The sequence below is a fragment of the Halomicrobium sp. HArcht3-1 genome (genome assembly GCF_058933345.1).
In genome coordinates, this window is sequence record NZ_JBZYDM010000003.1 from 238,249 (window position 1) to 257,542 (window position 19,294).

The window sequence follows — 19,294 nt, forward strand, 5'->3', positions numbered from 1 at the left end:
ATGAAAGTCCGAAGAGCGTGGAATCTCGGCCAGTTCGTCGGGATTTATACGACGGGGGATTTCAGGTTCTCGCATGACGGATCTCGTAACTTTCGGAGAGACCATGTTGCGACTGTCGCCACCAGGTGACGAGCGTATCGAGACTGCAGACGAGTACGTCGTCCGTGCGGCCGGCGCGGAGAGCAACGTCGCGGTGTCGGCCCAGCGACTCGGCGTCGATGCGACGTGGGTGTCCAAACTTCCCGATTCACCGGTCGGTCGGCGTGTGACCGCCGAACTCGCCAGTCACGGCGTCGAGACGGACATCGTCTGGGCCGAGGAGGGACGACAGGGGACCTACTACCTCGAATCCGGAGCGGCCCCGCGAGGGAACAACGTCATCTACGACCGGGCCGACGCGGCCGTGACGACGGCGACGATCGAAGAGCTACCGGTCGATCTGATCGAGAGCGCCGAGGCGTTCCACACGACCGGCATCACACCTGCGCTGTCTGAGACGCTCGAAGCGACGACCGCGACGCTGCTCGAACGTGCGACGGCAGCCGATACCCTGACCTCGTTCGATCTCAACTATCGATCGAAACTGTGGTCGCCCAGCGAGGCGAAAGTGACGCTCGAAGCGCTGTTCCCGAACGTCGACGTGCTCGTCGTCGCCCAACGCGACGCCGAGAACGTACTGGACCGGTCGGGCGACGGCGAATCGATCGCTCGGGGTCTGGCCGACGAGTTCGGCTTCGAGGTGACGGTCCTGACCCGCGGGACAGACCCGGCGCTGGCCGTGGCCGACGAGACCGTCTTCGAGCAACCGACGTTCGAGGCCACCAGTGCCTATCCGGTCGGGACGGGAGATTCCTTCGTCGGTGGCTTCCTCTCACAGTACGTCGACGGTGGCACTGTCGCCGAGTCGCTCGAATACGCTGCCGCGACCGCGGCACTCAAACGCTCGATTCCCGGCGACATCGCCGTCGTCACACCGGCCGAAGTCGACGCAGTCATCGACGGTGGGACCGCCGACATTTCGCGATAATCTCGACGGGGTCGCCCGCAAAATACCGCGGGTCGACAACCTTCTTATCCCCTCGCTGGGTAGCACCTACTATGATTGTACGCTCCGTTTTTTCGACGGAAGGAGGCCTGAAAACCGATGCGTAGTGCGAAGATCGTCTGCACACTCGGCCCGGCGACAGAGTCGGTCGACCAGATCCGAAGTCTCGCACAGGCGGGTATGTCGGTCGCTCGTCTGAACGCGAGCCACGGCTCGCCAGAGCACCGCCGCGAGATGATCGACCGGATCCGCGAGGTCGACGCGACGACCGACCGACCGGTCGCGTCGATGCTCGACATGCCCGGCCCCGAGGTGCGGACGGCGCCGATCCGAGACGAGATTACCCTCGAAGAGGGAACAATCGTCGAGTTCGTCGAGTCCGACGAGGCGACCAGCGAACGTGTCGGCCTCTCGTTGTCGATCACCGAGGTCGAACCCGGCGACCGGGTGTTGCTGGACGACGGGCGAATCGAGACCACGGTCGAGCGTATCGAAGGTGACTCGGTGTTCGCACTCGTCGAGAGCGGCGGCGAACTCGGTGCCCGGAAAGGCGTCAACGTCCCCGGTGTCGACCTCGATCTGCCGGCGATCACCGACAACGATCGGCAGGAACTGGACGTGGCAGCCGAGAAGAAACCGGACTTCGTCGCCGCGTCGTTCGTCCGGTCCGGTGAGGACATCTACGAGATCGAATCGGAGATGGAAGAGCGCGGGATCGACATTCCGATCATCGCGAAGATCGAGCGCGCGGGCGCGGTCGAGAACCTCGACTCGATCATCGACGCCGCCTACGGCGTGATGGTCGCACGCGGTGACCTCGGTGTCGAGTGCCCGCTCGAAGACGTGCCGATCTACCAGAAGCGGATCATCCGCAAGTGCCAGGAGGCCGGTGTCCCGGTCATTACGGCGACGGAGATGCTCGACTCGATGATCCACGAACGCCGCCCGACCCGCGCGGAGGCGTCTGACGTGGCGAACGCGGTGCTCGATGGCACCGACGCGGTGATGCTCTCGGGCGAGACGGCTATCGGCGACAATCCGGTCCGGGTCGTCGAGACGATGGATCGGATCGTCAGGGACGTCGAGGCGGCACCGGAGTACGACCAGAACCGCGAGCAACACGTCCCCGCCGCCGGCGAGACCCGGACTGACGCGCTGGCTCGGTCGGCACGCTTCCTCGCCCGTGACATCGGTGCGTCGGCGGTCGTCGCCGCCTCCGAGTCGGGATACACGGCGCTGAAATCGGCCAAGTACCGACCGTCGATCCCGATCGTCGCGTCGACGCCGAGTGACCGCGTGTGCCGCCAGCTAGCGCTGTCGTGGGGCATCATCCCGGTTTCGACCGAGTACACTACGAAGGGGGCCGACGCGATCATCCAGAACGCAGTGCAGGCTGCACTGGACACCGAGGCTGCGGACGGCGGCGACACGGTCGTCGTCCTCTCGGGGATGATGACCGAACTGGAAGGGATGAACACGGCGAACATGCTCAAAGTCCACGTCGCAGCCGAGCGGATCGCGAACGGCCGGTCAGTCGTCGACGGACTGGTGTCTGGCCCCGTCTACCACGTCGCCGATGGCGACCTCACGGACGTGCCAAGCGGTGCGATCATCACCGTACCGGCCGATTTCGAAGGCGAGTTCGATGGGGACATCGACGAGGTCGGCGGGATCATCGACGCCCATGCGGGCATGACGAGCTACGCGGCAATCGTCGCCCGCGAGCTTTCGATCCCGATGATATCGGACGCCGATCTCTCGGCGTTCGAGACCGGCGCTCCGGTGACACTCGATGCGGAGCGCGGTATCGTCTACGAGGACACGACGGACGCGGGACGCTCGGGGTAAGCGGACGGTCGCCGACCCAGTGGGTCGGTACCGAACCGCCGGTGAATATGTGCAGTTAAGTATCGAAGGGTCCACCGACACAATATCATGGCCGCATACGCTGGGGTCGATATCGGCGCGACGAACATCAGTGCCGTCATCGGCGACGAGTCCGCCCGCGAACTCGGATCCGACACACGAGCTACACCGCGCGGCCCGAACGGCATCGCAGTCACAGAGGCGATGCTCGACTGTCTCCGGGCTGCCTGTGACGATGCCGACGTGTCGCCGAGTTCGATCGTCGCCGCCGGTATCGGCTCCATCGGACCGCTCGATCTGGCAGAAGGAGTCGTCGAGAATCCGGCAAACCTCCCGGATACGATCGATCGAATCCCACTGACCGGACCCGTCTCGAACCTGATCGACTCGGAACTGGTCTATCTCCACAACGACACCACCGCCGGTGTCATCGGGGAACGGTACTTCTCGGATCGCAATCCCGACGACATGGTGTACCTGACGATCTCCTCGGGGATCGGGGCCGGAGTCGCGGTCGACGGCAACATCATCGGCGGCTGGGACGGTAACGCGGGCGAAGTCGGTCACATGACGCTCGACCCAGCGGGCGTGATGGGCTGTGGCTGCGGGGCGGACGGTCACTGGGAAGCCTACTGTTCTGGCAACAACATCCCCCACTACGCGATGCAGCTATACACCGAAGACGGCGTCGAGACCTCGCTCCCGACCGAGAGCGGTGACTTCGACGCCGCAGACGTGTTCGATCACGCACGCGACGGCGACGACTTCGCCGAGTACGTCATCGGAGAGGTCGGCCACCTCAACGCGATTGGCGTCGCGAACATCGTGCAGTCGTACGCACCGCTGGTCGTCTACGTCGGCGGTGCGGTGGCGCTGAACAACCCCGACGCGATACTGGAGCCGATCAGAGAGGAGATCCCGGAGATGATTCTGGGGAACATTCCCGACGTGAAACTGACGACGCTGGGTGACGAGATCGTCGTAATGGGTGCGCTTGCGTCGGCGATCACCGACGGCACCGGCGAACGATAGCGACGTTATCGGTCGAGATCGTACAGGCGTCTGAACACGGTCGGCGGGAACCGAAGTTCGACGCGACTCGGCGGTCGTCCTTTCCCGTTCTGTACGTCCGACTGGACGCGCTCGACGATCCCGACCTCGGCCATCTCGTAGAGGAACCGTTTGACCGTCCCCGGTGAGAGATCGACGTGAGGGTTGGATGCGATCGCTTCGGTCGTCTTCGTGACCGACTTGCGATCTGCGGGGTCCAGATCCACTAACTCTCTGAGGACCGCCTGCTTGTTCGATGGGAGTGCGAGCACGCGATCCAGCGACACCGAAGGGGTGGGGATCTCGTCGATCGCAGCGCCCACGTCCTCGTCGGTCAGTCTGGTCCGTTCGTCACGCATCGCCCGGTCGGCCGCGATGAACAGCGCCGCCAGCGCGTCGTGAGCGTTGCCGTCGGCCCACTTTGCGATCCGGCGGGCCAGTCCGTGTTTCAGCGCCTGTGGCGTGAGGCCCGCCGAGGCACGGGTCATCAACACGTCGACGAGCATCTGGCGTCGATAGGGTTCGATCGTGATCGACGTTGCCGTGTACTCGGTCAGTGCGATGTCTCCGGGCCGTTCCCTGCCGATTGCGAGCCAGCTAACGTTGCTGGGCAGACCGGCCAGTAGTTCGATGAGTTCCGTCGCGTCCGTGCCGTCCGGTTCGTTGACGTGATCGATCGCGACGACGACGCCGGTGCGTGACTTCCCGAGGAGTTCGTGCAGTCGACTCCGTATCTCCGAGGTACTGATCCCGTGTTCCGGGACCGCTTCGTCGACCAGTGCATCGAGGACGTGATGATAGAAGGCGAATCGACTCGTCGTCGTCCGCATGTCGACGTAGGCGAACCCGGGCGCGGTCGGCGTGGCCGCCCGGGTACTCGTGTGGATGACCGATCGTTGCTCGGTCGAAAGCCGTTCGAGACGCGAGAACAGTGCGGTGACGATGGCTGACTTCCCGGAGCCGAAGGGACCAGAAACGTAGGCGTTTGGTGGCAGTCGCCCGTCGAACACCGGATCGAGGTGATCCAGTAGCCGCTCGAAAACGGGACCCCTGTCCGATGGGTCGTCGATGTGGGCCACCGGGGACAGTGATTCGTAGTCCTGTACCAGCCGTGGGCCTTCGTCCCTGCGCTGTCGTCGTTTTATTCGCGCGTCGATATCCATGTCAGATCCGGGGGAGTACTGTCGTTCGTTTCAGCCACATCATTAAAAGAATCGTGGTTAGCGGAGTGGTCGACCCGTTTCAGGGTGTCATCGTCCTGCGAGGATGATCGACGGTACGACCTCGTCGCGCTCGTGTATGACGGGGTCGTTCGCACGGCCCGACCGCTCTGCCGACGGCTAGGGGCCACTCGTCCGCCGATCCAGTACCGCTCTCCTCGCTGTGTGTGCATCGTGGTCTCTTCGAATCGGAAACGGGGGTGGTCGGACTACAACAGTCCCAGCGCGGGGACCCACGAGGAACTGTCGAACACACCCGCGATCGCGAGGATGACCACGGTAAGCGTGGCGACGACGATCGCTGCTGCGGGCGGGTCGAAGTGGGTGTCCGAGTGGGCGTAGAAGACCCGCTGGACGACCTCGCCGACGAGTGCACCGTAGACACCGAACAGGCCACCGACCACCAGCGCGATGATCGCGGCCGTTCCAGTGGGGTCGGCAAACACTGCGAGCGACGCCGTACTCGCCGGCAGCGTCATGTGGTGCGTGACGGGTATCTTCTCGACCCCGAGGTTGAGGAAGGTCAGGCTAGCGGCAGAGATACCGAAGCCCAGGAACGCGCTGCCGGTCTTCAGTGCGATGAAGCCACCGAGTAGCCCGGCCACGAGACCGATCATGGCGACGTTGCCCCACTTGTACTGGTGGGGAAGCCACGGCTCGACGGCCAGTCGCTTCGACGCGTAGCCACCGTCGGTCGCGACATCGTCGCCGCTGCCGTCGGTCGCCATCCGCATCTCACCCTTCTCGAAGGGGGACATATCGAGGATGTTCCGGCTCCCGGCCCCGATCAGCGGGTATCCGAAGACGACTCGGTGCAGCGCCGCGGAGACGACCACCATGATCGCGATGGGGTCCCACGGGAGCGCAGCGCCACCGGAGATAGCAGTCCCGACGGCACCGACGATCCCGAAGAGACCACCGACGGCGAGCACGTCCGGGCGCGTCCCGAGAGCGTAGGCGATGTCCTTGGCAGGGTGGTAGCCACCTTCTTCGGGTTCGGGCATCGCACCCTCTTTCTTTGCAGCGTAGGCGGCCGCTGCCGCGCCGCCAGCGAAGGCGACGTGCGGGCCAAAGACGGGACCGAACGCGATGGCCCCGGTGACGCCGGTCGCGCCGAGTTCGCCGACATCACCGGCGAGGATGTTCTGTCGCAGGATTGCGACGGCTTCGCCAGCGATGACCATGAACCCGGTGAAACAGAACGCGGGGAGTGCCCCGATCGCGGCACCGAATGCACCGCCGGCAAAGGCCGCGATCAGCAGGAACACGAGGTCGCTGACGCCCATGTCGATGACCGGAATTTGCAAGACGATGTCGAGCATCGATTATTCCTCCTGTGCCCAGTCACGAGAGCGGTCGACCGCATCGTCCCACCGACTGTACATCTTGTCCGCTTTGCTCGTCTCCATCTCGGGTTCGAACTCGCGGTCGATCTGCCAGTTGTCGCGCAGTTCGTCGATGGTGTCCCAGTACCCGACCGCGAGACCCGCCGCGTACGCCGATCCGAGCGCGGTCGTCTCGTCGACTTCCGGGCGCGCGATGTCGGTCTGGATGATGTCGGACTGTAGCTGACAGAGGAAGTTGTTCTTGACCGCACCGCCGTCGACACGCAGTGACGTGGTCTCGACGCCGGAGTCGGCTTCCATCGCCTCGGCGATGTCTCTGGTCTGGTAGGCGATGGATTCGAGCGTCGCCCGGACGATGTGTTCCTTGCGGGTGCCACGCGTCATCCCGACGATCGTCCCGCGTGCGCGACCATCCCAGTGGGGCGCGCCAAGCCCGGTAAATGCCGGCACCATGTAGACGCCGTCGGTCGAGTCGACCGAACTCGCCAGTTCGGCGGTCTGGGCGGCGTTGCTGATCAGGTCGACGTCTTCGAGCCACTCGATGGCAGCGCCGGTGATGAAGATCGACCCCTCCAGTGCGTACTGGACCGGTTCACCGGACATCTGGAAACCGATCGTCGTCAGCAGTCCGTGGTCGGAGGCGACGGCTTCGTCACCAGTGTTCATCAGATAGAACGATCCCGTGCCGTAGGTGTTCTTGGCGTCACCTGCATCGAAGCAGGTCTGCCCGAACAGTGCCGCCTGCTGGTCGCCGAGTGCGCCCGCGACCGGCACTTCGGCACCGAGGAAGCCGTCGGAGTCGGTCGAGCCGTAGGTCTCCTCGTCGGACGACGGGCGAACCTCGGGGAGCATGGCCTCGGGTACGTCGAACTCCTCCAGCAGTTCTGGATCCCACGTCAGCCCCTCGATGTCGTACAGCATCGTCCGGGAGGCGTTGGTCACGTCGGTTATGTGGTTGCCAGTCAGTTTGTAGATCAGCCACGTGTCGATCGTCCCCATCAGGAGTTCGCCGTCGCGGGCACGGTCACGGAGGTCCCGCGTGCGGGAACTCTCCAGTTTGAGTGGCTCGGCGTTGTCGAGGATCCACTCGGTCTTGGTCGCGGAGAAGTAGGCGTCGGCTTCCAGCCCGGTTTTCTCGCGGATCATCTCGACTTTGCCGTCCGCTTCGAGTTCCTCGACACGGTCGGTGGTCCGGCGGTCCTGCCAGACCAGCGCGTTGTGGATGGGACGGCCGGAGTCTTTGTCCCAGACGACCGTCGTCTCTCGCTGGTTCGTGATCCCGATCGCTTCGAGCTGTGTCGCGTCGAGTCCGGCATCGTCGAGACCGGCGTTGACGACTGACTTCGTGTTCTCCCAGATTTCGACGGGGTCGTGCTCGACCCAGCCCGGCTCCGGGTAGATCTGTTCGTGTTGTTCGTAGGCGTTCGCGACGACCTGCCCGCTGTGGTCGAACACCATGAAGCGAGTGCCGGTCGTCCCCTGGTCGATTGCGCCAACGTATGTGTCTGCCATATGTAGGTTCTCCAACGGGCGGTAGTTTATCGCGTGTACCGCCTTGCTGGTAAACAACATAGGGAATCATTATAAATGTTACTGAGGATGGGGCACCGACAGTAAATAGAATGGTCGTTCACATAGGTTTCCCATCGATTCGAGGGACTCAGACGGTCGAGGATGCTATTTCGGGATTCGAGGAGCGACTGATACGACCATCGTTTCGGAGTGACCGCACAGCGCTACCGCGAACAGCACCCTACACTGTACTCGATTACGATTCCGTCCGCTCTCGACAGGGATACGGGCCGCTACTGGAGACTCTCTTGCTCGATGGGCGTCCTCGTTGACACGTGGGCCGGTTCGGTCCCCCCGATATCGTTCATTTCGCTAGAAAGGTGACTGGCGCGTTCATTCCGAGCATAAACATACCGGTCTCGTGTAGAGACAGTCGAGTGACGGCCCGAAAGTGCGGTATCCACCGTCTCGTGTCAGTCTGGGATTCAGACACGTCGAGTCGCCAGCGATCAGATGGCTCCGACTGATCGTCTCAGGGTGGCGTCCACGAATATACTAAATTATAGATATATACATTTACCACTGGTGTTGGACTGTCGATGAAGTAAAGTGGATGGGGTCCGAACCGGTTCGAATATAGATGGCATCGACACCACGAATCGTCGTCATTGGTGGCGGCTCGACCGGCGCGGGCGTCGCCCGGGACCTCGCGATGCGGGGTGCGGACGTGACACTGGTCGAGCAGGGGAACCTCACCCACGGCACGACCGGCCGCATGCACGGCTTGCTGCACAGCGGTGGCCGGTACGCGGTCTCCGACCAGAAGAGCGCCCGCGAGTGTATCGAGGAGAACAGAGTGTTGCGCGACATCGCCAGCCACTGCGTCGAGATGACCGGTGGGATGTTCGTCAAGCGCCCGGAGGACACCGAAGAGTACTTCGAAGAGAAGTTACAGGGCTGTGCGGACTGTGACATCCCTGCAGAAGTCATCTCGGGCGAGCGCGCACGCGAGCGCGAACCGTATCTCGCGACGGACATCGACAAGGCGATCACCGTCCCCGACGGCGCGGTCGATCCGTTCCGACTCGTCGTCGCCAACGCCGCCAGCGCGCAGGAACACGGCGCACGCATCGAGACCCACACGAAGGTAACCGATCTGGTCGTCGAGGGTGGCGAAGTCGTCGGCGTCGAAGTCGAACACGGGGCCAAGTCGGGCGACCGCGTCCACGGCGTCCAGTCCGGGAGCGAAGTGATCCGTGCCGACCACGTCGTCAACGCCACGGGCGCGTGGGCCGGTCGGATCGGCGACATGGCCGGTCTCGACGTGGAAGTGCGCCCCTCGAAGGGCGTCATGACGATCATGAACGTCCGGCAGGTCGACACCGTCATCAACCGCTGTCGGCCCAAGGGCGACGCCGACATCATCGTCCCCCACGAGACGACGGCGATCCTCGGAACGACCGACGAAGAGGTCGAGGATCCCGAGGACTACCCCGAGGAACAGTGGGAAGTCGACCAGATGATCGAGACCCTCTCGGAACTGGTGCCGATGCTCGCCGACGCCCGCTCGATCCGCTCTTTCTGGGGCGTCCGGCCGCTGTACGAACCCCCGGAGGTCGGCAGCGAGGACCCCACTGACATCACGCGGGACTACTTCCTGCTCGACCACGAGGAACGCGACGCCCTCCCGGGCATGACCTCCATCGTCGGCGGGAAGTTCACGACCTACCGGATGATGGGTGAGGAGATCGCCGACCACATCGTCGCTAAGTTCGGTATGGACACGAATTGCCGGACCGCAGACGTTCCCCTGCCCGGCAGCGAGGACTTCTCGGTCCTGCGGGACTACATGGACGAGTTCGGTCTGCGCTCGCCGATCGGTCGCCGGAGCGTCGAACGCCTCGGCTCGCGGGCCGACGAAGTACTGAAGACCAACGAAGCCAATCCCGTCCTCTGTGAGTGCGAAGGTGTCACGCGCGCGGAGGTCCGCGATGCCATCGCCCAATCGGGAGCCGATCTCAACGCGACCCGGATTCGGACGCGTGCCTCGATGGGGAACTGTCAGGGGGGCTTCTGTGTCCATCGCCTCGCCAGCGAACTCCACCCTGAGTACGACGAGGCGACGGTTCGAGACTCGTGGGACGACCTGCTACAGGAGCGCTGGAAGGGCCAGCGCCACGCCCTGTGGGGCAATCAGCTCCAGCAGGCGATGATCAACTACGCGCTGCACGCGACCACGCAGAACCGGGATCAAGACCCCGCCACACACGACGCCATCGACTTCGCGGCCTTCGACAGTGGCCCCGACCGACACGGTCGAGCGGAACCTCGGCGGGAGGCGGCCGATGGCGATTGAGTCTGACGTGCTGGTCGTCGGCGGCGGGCTGGCAGGGCTGACGAGCGCGCTCGCGGCCGCCCGGGAGGACGCGAGTGTCAGGCTCGTCACCTACAAACAGAGTTCCCTGCGACAGGCCTCCGGTCTCGTCGACCTGCTCGGCTACGTCGACGACCAAGCCGTCGTCGATCCCTACGACGCGATGGACCGACTGCACGACGAGCACCCATATCGCCTCGTGGGGCGCGACACCGTCCGCGACGGGATGGCACTGTTCGACGACGCGGTGTCGGGGTACTACGGCGGCCACACGGACGACAACGCCTTGCTCCCGACCCATGGCGGGACGGTCAAACCGACCGCGCGATACCCCGCGGGCGCTGCTGCCGGTATCGCGACCGACGACCGGTCGACGCTGCTCGTGGGCTTCGAAACGCTGGCGGACTTCGACGCCCCGCTGGCAGCGAATCACCTCGCTGCTGCGGGCGCTCCCTTCGAGACCGACGGCGTCACGATCAGTTTCCCGGGCGATCTGCGGGCCGACGCCAAGGTGACCCGGTACGCCAAACTGCTCGATCAGGACAGCGACGTGGCCGTCGACGGCAGGGCGGTGGGCGCGCGAACGGCGCTGGCCGACCGCGTCAAAGAACACCTCGACGGGCACGAACGGGTTGGCTTCCCGGCGGTGCTTGGCGACGACCATACGGACGCCGTGCGGGCGACACTCGAAGCCGAACTCGGTGCGGCCGTCTTCGAGGTGCCGATGGGACCGCCGTCGCTACCGGGCCTCAGGCTGGAGGATCGGCTGTTCGAGGCCCTCGACGAGGCGGGCGCGAGCTTCGAGGCCGGCAATCCCGTCGTCGGCTTCGAAGGCGAGGATCACATCGAGCACGTCGTCGTCGACCGCAAGGGTGCGACGGTGCCGTACAGCGCCGACCAGTACGTGCTGGCGACCGGTGGTCTCGTCAGCAAGGGTGTCGAGAGCACGCGCGCGGGCGTCACCGAACCGATCTTCGACTGTCACGTCCCCCACCCGGCGGACCGATACGACTGGTTCGAAGACGGCGTCTTCGACGACCACGCCTTCGCCCGGTTCGGGGTGGACGCGGGACCGGATCTGCGCCCGCGTGACGAACGGGGCGAAGTCGAGTTCGACAATCTCAGAGCAGCGGGTGCGACCCTCGGGGGCTACGATTTCGCCGCCGAGAAGTCCGGGAGCGGGGTTTCGATCGCGACCGGCTACGCAGCAGGGAAACAGGCAGTGGAGGATCTGGCATGAGTGATTCAGCAGACACACCGACGGAGGAGTCGTTCGAACCGACGGAACCGAACACGGGCGAGGAGTTCGAACCGGTGCAGGTGTTCCCCGACGAGGGCACGATGGACCTGCGGCCGGGCGCGGACTCCTGTACGAAGTGCTCGACATGTGACACCAACTGCCCGGTCGCGGAAGTCGACGATAGCTTCCCGGGACCGAAGTTTCAGGGGCCGGAACAGTGGCGGCTCAAGCAGACCGACGAGGGAGAGGAGTTCGCAATCGACGACTCCATCATGGACTGCTCGAACTGCATGCGCTGTGACGACGCCTGCCCCTCGGGCGTCCCACTGAGCCAGATGCACAACGAGGCCCGTGGCGAGTACGTCGACGAGGAGATGAGCAAGCTCTCGACGGAATACTGGCGCAACCGGATCCTCGCGAACTACCGGACCTCGGCGTGGTTCGCCAGCAAAGTGCCGCGACTCGCCAACGCCGTGATGAACTTCGGACCGGCCCGCTGGGTCATGGAAAAGACCCTCGGAGTCACCAGCGAACGGGAGTTCCCCGCCTTCGCGACCCAGACCTTCCGCGAGTGGTGGGCCGCCCGCGGCGGCGCAGCGACCTCCCGAGAGAACGCCCGCGAGGCCCGCGAGCGCATGGGCGACCCACGGGACACAGACAAAAAGATCGCCTACTTCCACGGCTGTTACAGCAACTACAACACGCCGGAAGTCGCGAAATCGCTCGTCGCCACCTACGAGCACTTCGGCTACGAAATCGTCGTTCCCGAGCAGCGCTGTTCTGGCACGCCGATGTTCGCCAACGGGATGTTAGACGACGCGCGCCGCGGTGCAGAGGTGAACGTCTCCTCGTTTGCTGACCTCGTCGAACAGGGATACGACGCCATCGCCTCGTGTACGTCCTGTTCGATGGCGCTCCGTCAGGAGTACCCCGAACTGTTCGACATCGACGGCATCGAGGACGTGGCCGAGAGCACCTTCGAGGCCGTCGAGTACCTCCGCATCCACGAGGACCTCGAAGGCGAACTCGCCGGTGCGAGCGTCGACTTCCCGGATCTCGCCTATCACGCGCCGTGTCACGCCCGCAATCAGGGTCTCGAACGACAGGCCGTCGAACTGTTCCGAGAACTCGACGGCGTCGAAATCGAGGACGTGGGCGAGTCCTGTTCGGGTATCTCGGGGACCTACGGCTGGAAGGCAGAGAAATACGAGAAATCGATGGCGATCGGCGAGGAGATGTTCGAGCACATGGACGCCGTTGCACCCGAGACCGGTCTCACCGAGTGTCCGACCTGCTCGATGCAGATGGAACACGGGAGTGGCTACGAGATCCGCCACCCGCTCGAAGTGATCGACGCAGCGATCGCCGAGGAGTGACTCGCACGCACCGGCGGTTCAGCTTCGGTGAGTGAGTCACTGCGACGAGGAGTGACTCGCACGCACCGGCGGTTCAGCTTCTGTGAGTCGTCTCGTCGGCGAGTAGTGAGTCACTGCGACGAGGAATCAATCCTCGCCGCGGACGAACGTGACCGGTGCCGGCGATTCGAGTAGGACGTGCTGGGCGGTCGAGCCGAACACTGCTTTCCCGGTCGGCGACCGCCGGCGACCACCGACGATGACGTGATCGACCCCTTCTTCGGTGGCGATGTCGACGATCCGGGCGCCGTGTTCCCCGATCCGGCCCGTAACCCGGTATTCGATACCCGCGTCGGTCAGCGACTGTTCGACCTCGCGAACGATCGAGAGCCGCTCTGTGACCTCGTCGACGTCCGCGTCCGCGGCGTCGGCGAAGTCGAGTCGGCTGATCGCCTCCTCGTACTCCTCCGGTGTAAACACGTGTGCGAGGACGACCGTCGCGTCCGACGGACCAGCGATCTCCATGACTGTCTCGCTGAGTTCGTCCGTTCGTGACTCGTCGTTGGGACCGAGCGCCAGCAGTACTGTTTCCAGTGCCATAGCGGTTCACTCACGTGGACGACTCAAAAATCATACGGTGATTTACAACAACGGTGGTGTCGATCACAGGCGGACAGTGTCGTCTGTCCAAGAAATTCGTTACTCGGAGCTAAAGATACAAATAACTGTACGTGCATGAACAGACGAATGGTCTCAGGCCCGGACCTGTACGCGGTAGTGCTGCTTCTCGCCATCGTCCCTGCACTCTGGGTTGCGTGGGTGAGCTGGCAAAAACGCGATCAGGTCGCTGGCCGCTGGCTCGCGCTCACGCTGGTGGGAATGGCTGGCTGGTCGCTGTTCTGGTCCGGGACCATCCTGTTCGATAGCCTCTCGCTGACACTCGGGAGCGCGAGTCTCGTGCTGGTGAGTGCGAACATCACCAGCGCAGGCTGGTTCATGGTCACCCTCGAATACAGCCAGCGCACGCGCTACCCGAACACCGTCCTCGGGCTCTTTCTCGTGATGCCGGTGTTGAACGTACTCGTCGCGGCGACGAACCCCGCCCACGCCCTGCTGTGGGGACCCGAATCGTTCGTCGACGCTCGCGGCATCCTCTATGCGGAACAACAGCTCTGGTTTCTCGTCCACGCCGTGTACAGCTTCGGCCTCATCATCGCCGGGCTGGCGTTGCTCGTTCGGAGTTTCTTCCGGTTCGACGGCATCTATCGGCGACAGACGGCCGTCCTGCTGGTCGGAGCGGCCGTTCCGTGCACGACCAGCCTCGTGTTCACTGCCGGGCTGATCCCGGTTCCGTACCTGAATCCGACGCCGCTCGCGTTCATCGTCGGGGCCTCGATCTTCGGCTGGGGACTCTATCGCTTCCGGCTCTTCGAGATCGTCCCGATCGCACGCCGGACGGCCTACGACGTGATGGACGAGGCCGTCATCACCGTCGACGACCGTGGCACCGTCGCCGACGTGAACCGGGCCGCAAGCGAGATGTTCGACATCGAGGACAACCCCGTCGAGCGACCCGTCACGGACGTGCTCGATGCCTATCCCGCCGTCGTCGAAGCGTACCGTTCGGGACGGACGAGTGAGACGATCGCGATCGAGACGGGCAACGACTACGAATATCTCACGATCGATCGAAAGGCGATCACCAACGGGGACCAGCGCATCGGTACCGTCCTCGTGTTCAAGAACGTGACCGCGCTCAAGCGCCACGAGAACGAGCTAGAGCTACTCAAGCAGGTGTTCGGGCGGGTGTTTCGCCACGACCTCAGTAACGATCTCAACGTCATCCGCGCCCGCGGGGAGCTACTCGCCCACGAGTCGGCAGCGGCAGAGAGCGAACACGCACGGACGGTTATCGACAAGTGCGACGACATCATCGAGACGAGCAAGAAGGCCCGTGCGATCGAGCATCTGGTCGAGGCCGACAGACCGAGACACGAAGTCGACATCGCTCGGGTCGTCGAAGACGCGGCGTCGTGGGCGAGAGAGCGATACCCACACGCGTCGATCACCGTCGAGACACCGGCCGAAGCCTGGGCCCACGTCGACGCAAAGCTAGAGCTTGCGGTCAAGAGCGCACTGGAGAACGGGATCGTCCACAACGACGGCTCGTCGCCGTCACTCACTGCACAGGTCCGACAGACCGAGACGACGGTGACGATCAGTGTCGAGGACGACGGGCCGGGCATCAATCCCGAAGAAGCGGAGATTCTCGAAACACGTGAGATCGATCAGTTACGCCACAGCAGCGGGCTGGGACTCTGGCTCTTGCACTGGGCGGTCCAAAACTCCGAGGGCAGTGTCGAGATCACGAACACCGCCACCGGTGCACTGGTCGAGATCACGCTCGAACGGGTTCGTGATCCCCCTGCGGTGGTTTAGCTCGGGGCGTCCGTTAGCCGTCGACCACATCGAAGCCCCAGCCATAGAGGATCGTCCCACAGGAACACTCGGTCTCGAACCCACAGACCGGACACCGTCGGCCCAGCGGCGTCGCGCCCTCGAAGCGACCGAGACATTCGGTCCCGGGGTATCGCTCTGCGATCTTGACGTTGCCGGGGTTGTCCGACCGGTCCCACAGCATCGCCACGACGGGTGGGTTCGCCGCGAGATACGCCATCCCGTGAGTCGTGAGTGCCCGGCCGATCCCTTGTCGCTGGTGGTCCGGGTGGACCGCAGAGAACTTGAACACGCCCAGTGGGAAGTGCGCTGGCTCGATGATCGTCTCGGCCAGCAGGCGATCCATGGGCACGACGGACCGCTCGGCGAACGCCGCCTGCGTGTACACACCAGTCAGTGCGAACCCCAGCACCGACTGTGAGCGATTGAGTGCCGTCGACCGCTCTATCTCGATCACCCCCTCGTCCTCGACGTACACGTAGAGGTGTCGGTCGGCGGGACGCACGTACTCCTCGACGAGTTCGTCGTAGCTGTCGAGGTAGGACGGTCCCATCACGCGCTCGGCAATCCCGAGGACCTGTGCCCCGACGTACTCCCCGGCCGTGAACTGCTCGATTCTATCAGCGAGCCGACGGTAGGCCCCCGCACGGGTGTTCGAACGCGTGACGAGCCCGGTCGTTTGATCGGAGACGACGTAGGAGTTTGCCGTCCTGTACCCGTCGACCGACTCCGTGCTGGCGACCCAGTGGGTCTCGTCACCACCCACTGCTGCCCGCGTGACCTCACCGTCGTCGGCCATCATGCCGAGCACGTCGGCGACCCGCTCGCACGATGCATCCACGGTCTCCGCGATGGTCGCCGTCGTCACCGTGTCGGTGGCGGCCGCTCTGATCGCGCCACGGACTGCCCCCGCCAGCAGCGTCGGTTCGTCGTTCTGTCGGTTCTCGCCGGATCGAGTGTCATCAATCGACATGACACGTCGAACGGCGCTGGGCAGCGCTTTCGCTGTTGGGTCGAAAATACAAGAATTGAAAATAGAGCGCGGGAACCCGGCGTTATCCGGTGTTTTTCATCCCGGCAGCGATACCCTGAACCGTCAGGCGCAGCGTCCGCCGTTCGGTCTCGGTCAGGTGGCTCTGGGCCAGCAGCCTGACCTGCAGCAGATTGAGCGGGTCGACGTAGGGGTTCCGGCGGTCGAGGTTCTGTTCGAGCCAGTCGCGTTTGAGCAGGCTGTCCTGACCGGTGATCTGTTTGACCAGCGAGACAGTGTCCTCGTACTCCTGTCTGATGTCCGGGAAGATGCGCTCACGCAGCTCGTCGTCGGCGAGCGCAGCGTACTGCTCGGCGATGTCGAAGTCGGTGCGTGCGAGTGCCAGCGACGCGTTGTCGAGTTTCGTCCGGAAGAAGGGCCACTCCTGATACATCTCCTGGAGCGTTTCGATGTCGCCGCCGTCGTCGAGGTACGCCTGCAGCCCCGTGGCGATGGAGTACCAGCCGGGGATGATACAGCGGGCCTGCGTCCACGAGAACACCCACGGGATCGCACGGAGGTCGTCGACGCTGCGGTCCTCGCTGCGCGAGGCCGGGCGCGACCCCATGTTGAGGTTCTCGATGACGGTGATCGGCGTCGCCTGCTCGAAGAAGTCGACGAAGCCGTCGGTACCAAGCAGCGACTCGTACTTCAGGCGGGCGGCCTCCGAGGCCGTCTCCATGGCCTCTTCCCACTCCTCGGGGATCTCCTCGACGGGTTCTTCGAGGGCGTTGTACCGGGCGCGCACCTGTGCGTTGAGCATCTGTTCTAAGTTGCGCTCGGCGATGTTTTCGTTGGCGTACTTCTCTGCGATAGCCTCGCCCTGCTCGGTGAACTTGATCTGGCCCGTGACGGTCTCGTTTGGCAGAGCCAGCATCGCGTCGTTCATCGGGCCGCCACCGCGGGAGATCGAGCCACCGCGACCGTGGAACAGGCGCATGTCCACGTCGAAGTCGTTCGTGATCGCCGCGAGGCGCTTCTGATTTCGGTACAGCGACCAGTTGGCGGCGAGATAGCCGTTCTCCTTGTTGGAATCCGAATACCCGAGCATGATCTCCTGGACGCCGTTGCGGGCTGCGAGTGCCTTCTCGTAGGCGTCGTTCTCGAACAGCGTCCCCATGATGCGGCGGGCACCGTCGAGTGCGTACTTCGATTCGAGCAGGGGGACGATATCGAGTCCGCAGTAGCCCGGCAGGTCGACGATGCCGGCCTGATCGCCGAGGAACAGGACTTCGAGCACGTGGCTCGCTTCCTCACACCAGCTGATCGCGTAGGTGTCGATGGCGTCGACGCCGAACTCCCGCTGCCAGTCGGCGAGTTTGCGGAAGCGACGGATGACCCGCGCGGAGTCGTCGGTCAGCCCCTCGGTGTCCTCCATGTCGATAATCTTGCCCTCCTGCAGGATGGCCTCGGTGAGGAACTCGACACGTTCGTCCTCGTCCATCTCGGCGTAGTCGATGCCTTCCGCCTCGACGGTCTCCGCGATGGCGTCGGTGTGCATCTTGCGGTGGTCGCGCATGTCAAGCCCGGCGAGCGTGAAGCCGAAGGTGTCGACCTTGCGGACGAGTGGGTCCACGTGGGACTTCGCGATCACGTCGGCGTCGTTGGCCCGGAGGTCGTCGGCGATGGTCCGCAGGTCCGTCAGGAGTTCCTCTGCGTCCGTGTAGCCACCGGAGCGTACGTCACCGACGCGCAGGACCCCCTCGCGCATGAGCTTGAGTTTCTGGCGGTAGGGTTCGTCGGGGTAGCGTTCCTCGGCCTCCTCGGCGACGCCCGGCAGCGCCTCTTTGTGGGCGTCGAGTCGTTCGTCGAAGGCGTCGGTGGTGTCGATGTTGCTCGCGTCCTGACTCAGGACGCCGGAGAGTTCCTTGAGTCGGTCGCGGTAGAGTGGCAGAACGACGTCGCGCTGGCGTTCCAGTGTCTCCTCGGTGATCTCGGGCGTGACGAAGGGGTTCCCGTCACGGTCGGAGCCGGCCCACGAGCGGAACTCGTAGAGCTTCGGCACGTCGATGGGGTCGTCGTACTCCTCGTCGACGGCGTCTTCGAGTTCGTCGTACACCTGATCGATGACCTCGAAGAGGACGTTCTCGATGTACCACTGGACGTTGAGTGCTTCGTCGGTGACCTCGGGTCGGCGGTCGCGGACCTGTGGGGTCTGCCAGAGGCTCGTGACCTCGGCGGCGAGGTCGTCCTCGATCCGTTCCTGTTCGCTGTCGGTCAGCCTGACCTCGTCGAGTTCTTCGAGGTCGCTGGCGACTGATCGGAGTTTCGCCTTGACCGTCTTTCGCCGGGCTTCGGTGGGGTGGGCGGTGAACGTCGGCTCGATCAGCACGTCGTCGAGAACGCTTTCGACGGTGTCGGCGTCCGCACCGCGTTCAGAGAGTTTCTCGACGGCTTCCTCGACGCTGTCTGCGAGGGTTCCTTCCTGACTGCCCTCGCGGATTTCACGGACGCGCTGGCGCTCTTCGGCGAGGTTGATCAGTTCGAAGTAGGTCGTAAACGCTCGGGCGACGATGTCCTGCATGTCCGGCGAGAGTCGGTCCAGTGTCTGCTCTACGTCGGCCCGGTCGTCGGCGTCGCCACGACGGTAATCGATCGACGACGTTCGGATCTGTTCGACCGTTTCGAACGCGTCGGTCGAGGACTGTGCTTCGAGCACTTCACCGAGAAGTTCGCCGAGTTCGCGAACGTCCTCGTTGATTTCCCTGGCGTGTAAATTCATACCAGTGGGTCCTCAGGGGAGTCCTAAAACTCTAGCGAAAGTCAAAATTCGTGTCGGTGGAGTGCGATTATTTCCAC

At 64.0% G+C, this 19,294-nt stretch carries 13 protein-coding genes; 7 read left to right on the forward strand and 6 right to left on the reverse strand.

All coding sequences use genetic code 11. From position 1 onward, the window contains the following. Positions 1–73: 73 nt before the first annotated feature. The 3 genes from kdgK1 (at position 74) to AC5FRW_RS06525 (ending at position 3,943) form a co-directional block, all read left to right on the forward strand. A complete protein-coding gene (gene kdgK1, locus AC5FRW_RS06515) occupies positions 74–1,027 on the forward strand; it encodes a bifunctional 2-dehydro-3-deoxygluconokinase/2-dehydro-3-deoxygalactonokinase (protein ID WP_493567624.1) in 954 nt (317 codons plus the stop codon). A 117-nt stretch (positions 1,028–1,144) separates the two neighbouring features. Beyond that, the gene (gene pyk / locus AC5FRW_RS06520) at positions 1,145–2,893 is read left to right on the forward strand and encodes a pyruvate kinase (protein ID WP_493567625.1); all 1,749 of its coding nucleotides are present in this window, start codon (positions 1,145–1,147) and stop codon (positions 2,891–2,893) included. Positions 2,894–2,980: 87 nt separating this feature from the next. Then, the gene (locus AC5FRW_RS06525) at positions 2,981–3,943 is read left to right on the forward strand and encodes an ROK family protein (protein ID WP_493567626.1); all 963 of its coding nucleotides are present in this window, start codon (positions 2,981–2,983) and stop codon (positions 3,941–3,943) included. Positions 3,944–3,948: 5 nt separating this feature from the next. Here the strand turns inward: AC5FRW_RS06525 and AC5FRW_RS06530 are convergent, their stop codons facing one another. The 3 genes from AC5FRW_RS06530 to glpK all read right to left on the reverse strand — a co-directional run bounded on the left by AC5FRW_RS06530 (position 3,949) and on the right by glpK (position 8,039). Then, entirely contained in the window at positions 3,949–5,124 is a 1,176-nt protein-coding gene (locus AC5FRW_RS06530) for a Cdc6/Cdc18 family protein (RefSeq protein WP_493567627.1), read from the reverse strand. A 266-nt stretch (positions 5,125–5,390) separates the two neighbouring features. Continuing rightward, positions 5,391–6,503, reverse strand: a complete 1,113-nt coding sequence (locus tag AC5FRW_RS06535) for a DUF7973 family transport facilitator (RefSeq protein ID WP_493567628.1) — start codon at positions 6,501–6,503, stop codon at positions 5,391–5,393. A gap of 3 nt (positions 6,504–6,506) precedes the next feature. Further along, positions 6,507–8,039: a glycerol kinase GlpK gene (gene glpK / locus AC5FRW_RS06540; RefSeq protein ID WP_493567629.1), complete on the reverse strand. Its 1,533-nt coding sequence runs from the start codon at positions 8,037–8,039 to the stop codon at positions 6,507–6,509. A gap of 640 nt (positions 8,040–8,679) precedes the next feature. On the opposite strand from glpK, the gene glpA reads away from it, so the two are divergent. From glpA to AC5FRW_RS06555, 3 genes are read left to right on the forward strand one after another with little or no spacing between them, the layout of a single operon-like run. Next, on the forward strand, positions 8,680–10,395 hold the full coding sequence (gene glpA, locus AC5FRW_RS06545) for an anaerobic glycerol-3-phosphate dehydrogenase subunit GlpA (RefSeq protein WP_493567630.1): 1,716 nt from the start codon (positions 8,680–8,682) through the stop codon (positions 10,393–10,395). Next, positions 10,385–11,653 carry a glycerol-3-phosphate dehydrogenase subunit GlpB gene (gene glpB, locus AC5FRW_RS06550; RefSeq protein WP_493567631.1) on the forward strand — a complete coding sequence of 423 codons (1,269 nt, stop codon included), beginning with the start codon at positions 10,385–10,387 and terminating at the stop codon, positions 11,651–11,653. The genes glpA and glpB overlap by 11 nt, the downstream gene beginning before the upstream one ends. Continuing rightward, entirely contained in the window at positions 11,650–13,029 is a 1,380-nt protein-coding gene (locus AC5FRW_RS06555) for an anaerobic glycerol-3-phosphate dehydrogenase subunit C (protein WP_493567632.1), read from the forward strand. The genes glpB and AC5FRW_RS06555 overlap by 4 nt, the downstream gene beginning before the upstream one ends. 126 nt (positions 13,030–13,155) lie before the next feature. On the opposite strand, the gene AC5FRW_RS06560 is transcribed toward AC5FRW_RS06555, so the two are convergent. Then, positions 13,156–13,608, reverse strand: a complete 453-nt coding sequence (locus AC5FRW_RS06560) for a universal stress protein (RefSeq protein ID WP_493567633.1) — start codon at positions 13,606–13,608, stop codon at positions 13,156–13,158. Between the two features lie 147 nt (positions 13,609–13,755). Here AC5FRW_RS06560 and AC5FRW_RS06565 point away from each other — a divergent pair, with 147 nt between their 5' ends. Beyond that, a complete protein-coding gene (locus AC5FRW_RS06565; protein ID WP_493567634.1) occupies positions 13,756–15,447 on the forward strand; it encodes a histidine kinase N-terminal 7TM domain-containing protein in 1,692 nt (563 codons plus the stop codon). A 13-nt stretch (positions 15,448–15,460) separates the two neighbouring features. Here the strand turns inward: AC5FRW_RS06565 and AC5FRW_RS06570 are convergent, their stop codons facing one another. After that, positions 15,461–16,438, reverse strand: a complete 978-nt coding sequence (locus AC5FRW_RS06570; RefSeq protein ID WP_493567635.1) for a GNAT family N-acetyltransferase — start codon at positions 16,436–16,438, stop codon at positions 15,461–15,463. An 82-nt stretch (positions 16,439–16,520) separates the two neighbouring features. After that, positions 16,521–19,217 (reverse strand): phosphoenolpyruvate carboxylase, encoded by a 2,697-nt coding sequence (ppc, locus tag AC5FRW_RS06575; protein WP_493567636.1) that lies wholly within the window; start codon positions 19,215–19,217, stop codon positions 16,521–16,523. Positions 19,218–19,294: the final 77 nt, after the last annotated feature.

What these genes read in the sequence shown, in the direction of transcription:
- AC5FRW_RS06570 (WP_493567635.1), bottom strand. Translation starts at nt 16,438, where the DNA reads ATGTCGATTGATGACACTCGATCCGGCGAGAACCGACAGAACGACGAA.
- pyk (WP_493567625.1), top strand. Translation starts at nt 1,145, where the DNA reads ATGCGTAGTGCGAAGATCGTCTGCACACTCGGCCCGGCGACAGAGTCG.
- AC5FRW_RS06555 (WP_493567632.1), top strand. Translation starts at nt 11,650, where the DNA reads ATGAGTGATTCAGCAGACACACCGACGGAGGAGTCGTTCGAACCGACG.
- AC5FRW_RS06535 (WP_493567628.1), bottom strand. Translation starts at nt 6,503, where the DNA reads ATGCTCGACATCGTCTTGCAAATTCCGGTCATCGACATGGGCGTCAGC.
- glpA (WP_493567630.1), top strand. Translation starts at nt 8,680, where the DNA reads ATGGCATCGACACCACGAATCGTCGTCATTGGTGGCGGCTCGACCGGC.
- AC5FRW_RS06560 (WP_493567633.1), bottom strand. Translation starts at nt 13,608, where the DNA reads ATGGCACTGGAAACAGTACTGCTGGCGCTCGGTCCCAACGACGAGTCA.
- kdgK1 (WP_493567624.1), top strand. Translation starts at nt 74, where the DNA reads ATGACGGATCTCGTAACTTTCGGAGAGACCATGTTGCGACTGTCGCCA.
- ppc (WP_493567636.1), bottom strand. Translation starts at nt 19,217, where the DNA reads ATGAATTTACACGCCAGGGAAATCAACGAGGACGTTCGCGAACTCGGC.
- AC5FRW_RS06565 (WP_493567634.1), top strand. Translation starts at nt 13,756, where the DNA reads ATGGTCTCAGGCCCGGACCTGTACGCGGTAGTGCTGCTTCTCGCCATC.
- glpB (WP_493567631.1), top strand. Translation starts at nt 10,385, where the DNA reads ATGGCGATTGAGTCTGACGTGCTGGTCGTCGGCGGCGGGCTGGCAGGG.
- AC5FRW_RS06530 (WP_493567627.1), bottom strand. Translation starts at nt 5,124, where the DNA reads ATGGATATCGACGCGCGAATAAAACGACGACAGCGCAGGGACGAAGGC.
- glpK (WP_493567629.1), bottom strand. Translation starts at nt 8,039, where the DNA reads ATGGCAGACACATACGTTGGCGCAATCGACCAGGGGACGACCGGCACT.
- AC5FRW_RS06525 (WP_493567626.1), top strand. Translation starts at nt 2,981, where the DNA reads ATGGCCGCATACGCTGGGGTCGATATCGGCGCGACGAACATCAGTGCC.